The 7750-nt window shown below is 73.6% G+C and carries 8 protein-coding genes; 3 read left to right on the top strand and 5 right to left on the bottom strand.

What is annotated here, in order from left to right; translation table 11 throughout:
- Positions 1-633, top strand: a 633-nt coding sequence (locus tag AB0H81_RS42785) for an alpha/beta hydrolase (protein ID WP_358387619.1), incomplete at its 5' end; no start/stop codon positions are given.
- A 109-nt stretch (positions 634-742) separates the two neighbouring features.
- On the opposite strand, the gene AB0H81_RS42780 is transcribed toward AB0H81_RS42785, so the two are convergent.
- The 5 genes from AB0H81_RS42780 to AB0H81_RS42760 all read right to left on the bottom strand — a co-directional run bounded on the left by AB0H81_RS42780 (position 743) and on the right by AB0H81_RS42760 (position 5940).
- Positions 743-2293, bottom strand: coding sequence for a penicillin-binding transpeptidase domain-containing protein (locus tag AB0H81_RS42780; RefSeq protein ID WP_358387617.1), 1551 nt, complete (start codon positions 2291-2293; stop codon positions 743-745).
- A 96-nt stretch (positions 2294-2389) separates the two neighbouring features.
- Positions 2390-3181 (bottom strand): lysophospholipid acyltransferase family protein, encoded by a 792-nt coding sequence (locus AB0H81_RS42775; RefSeq protein ID WP_358387614.1) that lies wholly within the window; start codon positions 3179-3181, stop codon positions 2390-2392.
- 251 nt (positions 3182-3432) lie between these two features.
- Entirely contained in the window at positions 3433-4032 is a 600-nt protein-coding gene (locus AB0H81_RS42770) for a CoA pyrophosphatase (protein WP_358387611.1), read from the bottom strand.
- A 22-nt stretch (positions 4033-4054) separates the two neighbouring features.
- Positions 4055-5290, bottom strand: coding sequence for a HAMP domain-containing sensor histidine kinase (locus AB0H81_RS42765; protein ID WP_358387608.1), 1236 nt, complete (start codon positions 5288-5290; stop codon positions 4055-4057).
- Complete coding sequence (locus tag AB0H81_RS42760; protein WP_358387605.1) at positions 5287-5940, bottom strand: response regulator transcription factor; 654 nt, start codon at positions 5938-5940, stop codon at positions 5287-5289. Before AB0H81_RS42760 ends, AB0H81_RS42765 begins: the two co-directional genes overlap by 4 nt.
- 173 nt (positions 5941-6113) lie before the next feature.
- Here AB0H81_RS42760 and AB0H81_RS42755 point away from each other — a divergent pair, with 173 nt between their 5' ends.
- Both AB0H81_RS42755 and AB0H81_RS42750 read left to right on the top strand, forming a co-directional pair.
- Positions 6114-6626, top strand: a complete 513-nt coding sequence (locus AB0H81_RS42755; RefSeq protein ID WP_358387603.1) for a hypothetical protein — start codon at positions 6114-6116, stop codon at positions 6624-6626.
- Positions 6623-7681 (top strand): peptidoglycan-binding protein, encoded by a 1059-nt coding sequence (locus AB0H81_RS42750; protein WP_358387600.1) that lies wholly within the window; start codon positions 6623-6625, stop codon positions 7679-7681. Before AB0H81_RS42755 ends, AB0H81_RS42750 begins: the two co-directional genes overlap by 4 nt.
- Positions 7682-7750 lie beyond the last annotated feature (69 nt).

The raw sequence follows: 7750 nt of genomic DNA, 5'->3' as shown, positions 1-7750 counted from the left end.
GCAGACGTCGAGGACGTCTGCGCGCTGCTCGACGTGACCGGGGCCCGCGACGTCGTCGGCGTCAGCGCCGGCGCGATCCTCGCTCTCCTCACCGGGCTGTCCCGGCCCGACGTGCGCCGCGTCGTCGCGTTCGAGCCGCCGCTGGGCCTCGACGGGGCGAACAGCCCGGACTGGATCGCGCGCTTCGATCGGGAGATCGCCGAGGGGCGGATCGAAGCCGCGCTCGTCACCGGCATGCTCGCCGCCCGCCTGGGGCCGCCCGGCTCCCGGCTGATGCCCCGCCGGCTGCTCGAACGGCTCACCACCGCGTTCATCGCCCGCCAGGAGCGGGACGGGAACGGGGAGGAGGCGGGCTTCCGCGAGCTGGCCCCGACGATCCGCCACGACGGGCTGCTGGTGGCCGAGACGGCGGACCTCGTGCCCCGGCTGCGGGAGCTGCGGGCCGAGGTGCTGCTGCTCGGCGGCACCAGGAGTCCGGCGTACCTGAAGCGCGCCCTCACCACCCTGGAGGGCGTCCTCCCGGACGCCCGGCGGGTGGTGCTCCAGGGCGTCGGCCACGAGGCCACCGGCAACGCCGCCAGAGGAGGCAAGCCCGAACGGGTCGCCCGCGAGATCGAGCGCTTCCTGACCTGAGCCCGCCCTGACCTGAGGCCGCCCTGACCTGAGCCCGCCCTGACCTGAGCCCGCCCTGGCCTGAGGTGGAAGCGTCCTGACGGAGGCCCCGCCTCAGGTCACAGGCCGGTCAGAGGCCGCGCAGGAAGGCGGCGGCGATCGGTGCGGCGACCTTGCCGCCCGTGCCGCCGCCCTCCACCACCACCGCGAACGCCACGTCGTCCTTGAACCCCATGAACCAGGCGTGCGTCTTCAGCTTCTCGCCGGTGCCGTACTCGGCCGTGCCGGTCTTGCCGTGCGTGCCGGACGGCAGGCCCGCGCCCTTGGCGGTGCCCTTGGTGACCACGGCGGCGGTCAGGGAGTGCATCGCGTCCTTGACCCCGTCGGGCAGCGGGTGCTCCTCGGCCTTCTGGGAGAGCCCCGGCACGAGCGTCGGCGGGCGCCAGGTGCCGTCGGCGATGGCGGCGGCCACCGACGCCATCGACAGCGGGCTCGCCGTGATCCTGGCCTGCCCGAACGCCTCGGCGGCCAGCTCGGCGTCGGACTGGGCGCGCGGCATGCTGGCCTTGGTGGCGGGCACGCCGATGTTGAGCGGCTGGTTGAAGCCGACCGACTCGGCCGTCTCCAGCAGCTTGTCGGCGCCGAGGCGCCGCTCGGCCATCGGCGCGAACGTGGTGTTGCAGGAGTGGGCGAAGGAGTCGAGGAACGACAGCGACCCGAACTCCTCCTCCTCGGAGTTGCGGATCTTCAGACCGCCCACGGTCGCGTACTTGGGGCAGGTGACGGAGTCGCCGGGGGTGACGCCCTCGGCGAGCAACCCGATCGCCGTCACCGCCTTGAACGTGGAGCCGGGCGGGTAGCGGCCGTCGAGTGCCCGGTTGAAGCCGCCCACGTTGTTGACAACGGCCAGGATCTCACCGGTGCTCGCCTTGATCGCGACCATGGAGGTGGGCTTGTCGACGTCCTTGACCGCGGCGACGGCGGCGGCCTGGGCGCGCGGGTCGAGGCTGGTCTTCACCTTCTCGCCGTCGGTGCCCTCGATGGTGTGCAGGGTCTTGCCGCCGACCTGGATCTCGGTGGTCGGGGTGCCCGCGAGCTGCTTCTGGAACGTCTCCTGCAACCCGCCCCGGCCGACCGCCTGGCCGACCTTGTAGGCGCTGCCGAGCTTGGCGACGTCCTTCTTGGTGGCCTTGTCGAGGTAGCCGACGAGCTGCTGCACCGAGCCGCCGGCCTTGCCGTCGTCGATGCGCCCGCCGTCGGCGTCGGTGATCTGCGCGCGGTCCGGCCAGCGCGTCTTGATCGTGAACGACGCGCCGGAGGTGAGCGACGGGTGGAGCGTGGCCGGGGTCCAGTCGACCTTCCAGGCGCGGTCGGCGACCTTGAGGTCGATCCGCCCCTGGTAGGTCCAGTCGCCGATGTTCTTCAGCTTCAGGGTCGCGGTGTACGGCACGCGGGCCCGGTCGTCGGACTCGGTGACCTGCCCCAGTTTGACCTGCGTGGACTCGACGGCCAGGGCGGTGCGCATCTGGTCGTAGGCGGTCAGCGGCTGCTGGGCGGCGAGTTGGGTCCGCATGGCGGCGGTGTCGCCCGACTGCCAGGCGGCGGCGAACCGCCGGGCGGTCTCGGCGGGCGTGCCCCGCGTGTGCAGCAGGTAGTAGGCGCCGCCCCCTGCGGCGCCCACTGCCAGCACGGTGATGCCGGATACGATCGCGATGGTACGGCCACGCGCCACTGGTCAGCCCCCTGGTCCTCGGCAGCGCTTGCTGGGTCCCCGAGCTTAGCCGCGCGCGCCGTCCACCGGGTCCGAAGTGACGATCTTGGAGGTGGCCGCCTCGCCTCCGGCTCCGGCCGCGGACCCGTTCGACCCGGACCCGTTGGACCCGGATCCGTTCGAGCTGGATCCGTTCGCCTCGGACCCGTTCGACGCGGCCTTGACGCTGGAGGCGTACGCGGGCACGTACTCCTGGCCCGAGAGCCGCTGGATGGCGGCCATGATCTCGTCGGTGACCCTCCTGCGGTCACGGGCGTTGGCGTGGTCGCCCTCGAACGTCATCGGCGCCCCGATCTTGATGCCGATCCGGGCCGGGCGGGGCACCTTGGCACCGACCGGGAGCACCTTCTCGGTGCCGCTGAGCGCGACGGGCAGCACCGGCGCGCCCGTGCGCAGGGCCAGCCAGGCCACGCCGATCTTGCCCCGGTAGAGACGGCCGTCGGGGGATCGGGTGCCCTCGGGGTGGATGCCGAACAGCTCGCCGCGCTCCAGCACCTCGGTGGCCGCGTCCAGCATGGTCTGCGCGGCGTGGGCGCTCTCACGGTCGACGGGCACGCTGTTGCCGAGGCGCATGAACCAGCCCGCGACCGGGTTGCCGGAGAAGTACTCGTTCTTGGCGACGAACGTCACCGGCCGCGGCAGCAGCGCCGGCAGCAGGAACGAGTCGAGCACGGACAGGTGGTTGGCGGCCAGGATCGCGGGGCCCGTCCTGGGCACGTGCACCGCGCCGGAGATGTGCGGGCGGCACATCACATGGGCGAGCGGCGTGGCGGCGAACTTGACCACTTCGTACAGCAAGGGGCTCTCCTGGCGGATCGTCGGTCGGCCACCCCACCATAGAGCAGGCGCCCCGGCCGAGGCCGGGGCGCCTGGTAAAGCTGTTAAGGCCGATGTGGCGGTCGCCTCCTCGGCGAGGTGCACAACACGGCTCCAGCCGAACGGTATTCCGTGAAGGCGGTAATTTGCGGCCCGGGGGACACAGACCACATCGGCCACTCGACTCTAACGGACATCCGGTGGGGCGTATTCCATCGGGCCCAAAGATTCGGTCAGGTCCTGGTCCAGTCCGGCTGTGCGACGTCGAAGACCCGCAGGTCACGGCCACGTAGCGCCACTTCGGCGAACTGCCACAAAATCGCCCCGGTCGGCGCGTGGACCACGATCGAGGGGCCCAGCGGCATCTGCAGCAGCCCGGCGGCGGTCCAGCGGGGCACCCCGGGCGCGAGGAAGCGTTCGAGCGGGACGGCGTGGACCGAGGCGACCTCGCGGGCGTCGGCCACGGGCCGCTGCCGGCCGCCGAACGCCACGACCGGGGTGATCGCGAACCCGGAGTCGGTGACGTAGTCGTCCAGCAGCCCCGCCACGTCCACGCCGCGGACCGCGGTCTCCTCGGCCAGCTCCCGCAGCGCCGCCTCGACCGGCCGCTCGCCGTCGTCCAGCCGGCCGCCGGGCAGCGCCCACTGGCCGGCGTTGCGGCCGTGCGGGGAGCGCCGGATCAGGATCGTGTACGGGGCTCCGGCGTCGTCCTCCAGCACGCACACGGTGACGGCGGCGCGGCGGACGCCGGGCGCGGGCGGCGCCTCGCGGCGGGGGAAGGCGGCCAGGCGGGAGGCGACCAGCTCGCGCAGCTCGCCGATGGGGGGAAGCACCGGCCCAGGATCCCACGCCCGCTCAGGGGGTGGCCTCCGGCAGCCGCACGGTGACCCCCAGGCCGCCCTCCGGCCGGGCCTCGGCGGCGACGGAGCCGCCGTGCGCGTCGCAGATGGCCCGCACGATGGACAGCCCCAGTCCCGAGCCGCGCGCCGAGCGCACGCGGTCGCCCTGCAGCCGCCGGAACGGCTCGAACAGGTCTTCCACCTCGTACGGCGGGACGGCCGGCCCGGTGTTGTCCACCGTGACCACCGCGTGGCCGTCCTCGCGGCGCACCCGGACCCATACCTGGCCGCCGCGCACGTTGTACTTGGCCGCGTTCTCCACCAGGTTGTACAGGCAGCGTTCCATGAGGAGCGGGTCGCCCGCCGCGAGGGCCGGCCGCAGGTCCGCGTGCAGGGCGAGGGGCCGTTTGCGCCCGGCCAGGTCGAGCTGGTCCAGCACGGTGCGCGCCACCTGCGCGACGTCCACGGTCTTGCGCACGGCCAGCTCCTGCTCGGACTGGGCGAGCAGGAGCAGGCCCTCGATGAGCCGCTCGTAGCGGGCGTTGGTGCCGAGCAGGGCCCGGGCCAGCGCCTTGAGGTCCTCGGAGGCGGCGGGTTCCTCCAGCGACACCTCCAGCACGGTGCGGTTGATGGCGAGGGGGGTGCGCAGCTCGTGCGAGGCGTTGGCGATGAAGCGCCGCTGCCCCTCGAACACGTGGTGCAGCCGGTCCAGCATCGCGTCGAAGGTGTCGGCCAGCCGCTTGACCTCGTCGGGCGGCCCCTCCAACGCGATCCGCTCGTGCAGGTTGCTCTCGGACAGCCTGCGGGCCGTCTCGGTGACCCGGTCGAGCGGGCGCAGCGCCCGGTCGGCGACGAGGTAGCCGAGCACGACCGCGAGGACGCCGAGCAGCACCATGATGAGCACCGACGAGCGCAGCATGTCCGCCAGGACGGTCGCGGCCCGCTGCTGCACGTCCGCGGTGGTCTTCTGGAACATCACGTCGTCGGACGGCGCCGGGAGGACGGACATCTGCCTGTTGGTGACGATCTTCGTGAAGCCGACGGAGAACTGCTGGCTGAGCGCCCGCGCGGTCAGCAGGTACGTGGACCACAGCAGCAGCGACCCGGCCAGGAAGAACAGCCCGCCGTACAGGACCGTCAGCCGTACGCGCAGCCCGAGCCGGTGCCACGGTCGGACCCGGCCCGGCGCGCCGCGCCGCGACCGCCACGGGCCCCTGAGACGGGCCGTCCCGCGCGCCCTGGACGCCTTCACAGCCGGTACCCCTGGCCCGGGACGTTCTCGATCAGCGGGGGAGCGCCGAGCTTGCGGCGCAGCGAGGTGAGCGTCACCCGCAGCACCCCGCTGGCCGCGTCGGCGTGCTCGTCCCACGCGCTCCTGCGCAGCTCCGCCGAGGTGACCAGCCGCCCCTCGGCGCGCAGCAGCGCGTGCAGCACGTCGAACTCCTTGCGGTTGAGGGCGACGGGCCGCCCGTCGCGCGTGACCGTGCGCCGGCCCGGGTCCAGCAGCACCCCGGCCCGCTCCAGCGGCGCGGGACCGCCCCGCCGGGAGCGCCGCGACAGCGTCCGGATCCGCGCCACCAGCTCGGCGAACGTGAACGGCTTGATGAGGTAGTCGTCCGCGCCCAGGGTCAGCCCGTCCACCCGGTCGCGCACCCGCCCGGCCGCCGTCAGCATGAGCACCCGGCCCGCCCCGTCCCCGCCCGTCAGCTCGCGGCACACCTCGTCGCCGTGCACCTCGGGCAGGTCGCGGTCCAGCACCACGACGTCGTACCGGACGTACGCGGCCAGCTCCAGCGCCTCCTGCCCGTCGTAGGCCACGTCGACCGCGATGGCGTGCAGCCGCAGCCCGCGCGCGATGGCGTCGGCCAGCTCCTCTTCGTCCTCCACGACGAGCACCCGCATCCCGGGCCCCCTTTCCGTCCCGCCACGACAGTGGCGGATCGGGTGTTAGCGGCGGATAAGCGCCGGGGCCTGACGCCGCGGCCCGCACGGCTTATCGCCGTTTAGCACCCGCCTCGCTGAAGTGAGCCTCGCGCCGCGGCGAACGACCGGCGGCGCCCGTGAAGGAGACGACGATGAACGTACGACCCCTGCTGGCGACCGTCTGCGCGGCGGCGGCCCTGACCGCGTGCGCCGCCAAGGCGCCGGCCTCGGACGGCGTGGTCAGCGCGAGCGGCGCCACGGCGAGCCCCGGCGCGTCCGCCTCCGCCTCCATGGATCCCAGGACCGCGCAGCTCAAGTTCGCCCAGTGCATGCGCGAGCACGGCGTCGAGATGGACGACCCCGAGCCGGGCGGCGGGATCCGCATCAAGTCCAGGAAGGGTGACGAGGCCAAGATGCAGGAGGCCCAGAAGGCGTGCGGGCACTTCATGGAGGCCGCGATCGGCGACGCCAAGGGCAAGATGGACCCCAAGGCCCGCGACAACGCGCTGAAGTTCGCCCAGTGCATGCGCGAGCACGGCATCGACATGAAGGACCCGTCCGACGGCCGGATCGAGATCAACGTGCCGGCCGGGACGTCCGAGGAGAAGGTCAAGGCCGCTCACGAGGCGTGCAAGGAGTTCGAGCCCGGCGGTGGCCCCCGATGAGAAAGGGGCTCGCGCTCGCCGGGACGGGCGCGCTGGCCGTCGCCGCCGCGTGGACGGCGGTGGCCGTCCTGGGCGACGGCGGCGCCGGCGCGGCGGACCCGGCGCCGAAGGCCGTCCCGGCCACGGCCGAGATCACCCGCCAGGACCTCGTCGACACCAAGACCGTCACCGGCGCGCTCACCTACTCCGGCGAGCGGCAGATCACCACCGGCGCGTCCGGCACGGTGACGTGGGTGGCCGCCGAGGGCTCCGTGGTGCGCCGCGGCCACAAGCTGCTGTCGGCCGACCGTAAACCGGTCGTCCTCATGTACGGCAAGCTGCCGCTGTACCGGGAGCTGCGCCAGGGCATCGACGACGGCCCGGACGTCGAGCAGCTCGAACGCAACCTCAAGGCCCTCGGCTACGGCGACTACCTCACGGTGGACGAGCACTACAGCTACGCCACCCACCTCGCGGTCAAGGAGTGGCAGGACGACCGGGGGCTGCCCGAGACGGGGCGGGTGGACGCGTCGCAGGTGGTGTTCCTGCCGTCGCTCGTGCGCGTCACCGACGCGGCCGTGGAGGTCGGCGACCGGCTCGCCCCGGGCCGCCGCACCATGACGGTCAGCGGCGTGCGACGGCTGGTCCACGTGGACCTCGACGCCGACGACCAGGCACTCGCCCGCAAGGGCGCGAAGGTGACCGTGGAGCTGCCCGGCGGCGAGCGCGTCTCCGGCCGGATCACCTCGGTCGGCACGGTCGCCGAGACCAGCGGCCAGGGCCAGGACCGGAACGTCACCGTGGACGTCGACATCACCCTGGCCAAGACGCCGAAGACCCGCCTCGACCAGGCGCCGGTCGACGTGGAGATGGAGAGCGAGCGGCACAAGGGGGTGCTGTCCGTGCCGATCGAGGCGCTGCTGGCGCTGCGCGAGGGCGGGTTCGGCGTCGAGGTGGTCGAGGGCGGCGCGACGCGGATCGTCGGGGTGAGGACCGGCGCGTTCGGCGGCGGCCGCGTCGAGGTCGAGGGCGCGGGACTCGCCGAGGGCATGAGGGTCGGGGTGCCGTCCGCATGACCGGCCCCCTGCCCGGCCGCTCCACGGCCGCCGCCCCCGCGCACGCCGCCGCCCCCCTGCCCGGCCGCT

It is taken from the genome of Nonomuraea sp. NPDC050691 (assembly GCF_040654455.1).
Classification (GTDB): Bacteria; Actinomycetota; Actinomycetes; order Streptosporangiales; family Streptosporangiaceae; genus Nonomuraea.
Note: the sequence above shows the minus strand (reverse complement) of the source record. Positions and strands in the feature narration are given on the sequence as shown.

Coding starts and splice junctions, on each gene's coding strand:
- AB0H81_RS42755 (WP_358387603.1), top strand. CDS start 6,114: ATGAACGTACGACCCCTGCTGGCGACCGTCTGCGCGGCGGCGGCCCTG.
- AB0H81_RS42760 (WP_358387605.1), bottom strand. CDS start 5,940: ATGCGGGTGCTCGTCGTGGAGGACGAAGAGGAGCTGGCCGACGCCATC.
- AB0H81_RS42750 (WP_358387600.1), top strand. CDS start 6,623: ATGAGAAAGGGGCTCGCGCTCGCCGGGACGGGCGCGCTGGCCGTCGCC.